Source organism: Streptococcus sp. GMD1S (assembly GCF_000296875.1).
GTDB lineage: Bacteria > Bacillota > Bacilli > Lactobacillales > Streptococcaceae > Streptococcus.
The window spans coordinates 1-515 of the sequence record NZ_AJQY01000308.1 but is presented as its reverse complement, the minus strand read 5'-3'; the positions used below and the strand labels follow the sequence as shown (position 1 = coordinate 515).

The following is a 515-nucleotide window of genomic DNA, read 5'->3' as shown; positions in this document are numbered from 1 at the left end:
ATATCCTTTTGTACTACTATAATAACACATATCTTTTTCTCTGTCACTTAAAGACTTAAAATAAGGAGAACTCACTTGGCAAGCATCATCTATCGCCACTTCAAGAAGGACTTAAAAAAGAAGCTAGGATTTCCCTAACCTCTTTTCTTTATGCTTTATTCTGCCAAGGCACCCATTGGATCCCATGGTGCAAGTACGATTGGTTCTGCTTCATAAGCAGCCCGTTCTTCTGCTGTCAGCAATTCCTTACGGACAACGATTTGGTAGGTGTATTCATCCATCCAAGCGTCTGAGGCAACAAAGTAACCATCTGCACCGACCTTGTCTCCCCATGAGTTTTCAACCTTCCACTTGGTTGACTTGCCATTTTCATCCAAATCAACACCTGTCAAGACCATGGCGTGGGTCATCAAGCTTTCGCTGTAGTCCAAACGTCCAGCCTTGTCTTGAGTAAGTTGGATATCCATGCTTGATTCAAAGTCATAAACATCAGTCGCAAGGATTCCAGCTTTGCG

At 42.9% G+C, this 515-nt stretch carries 1 protein-coding gene; it reads right to left on the bottom strand.

All coding sequences use genetic code 11. The features are described 5' to 3' along the window. Nucleotides 1-155: 155 nt before the first annotated feature. Nucleotides 156-515 (bottom strand): C1 family peptidase (locus tag GMD1S_RS08940; protein ID WP_000306241.1); only part of this gene is annotated, 360 nt, incomplete at its 5' end.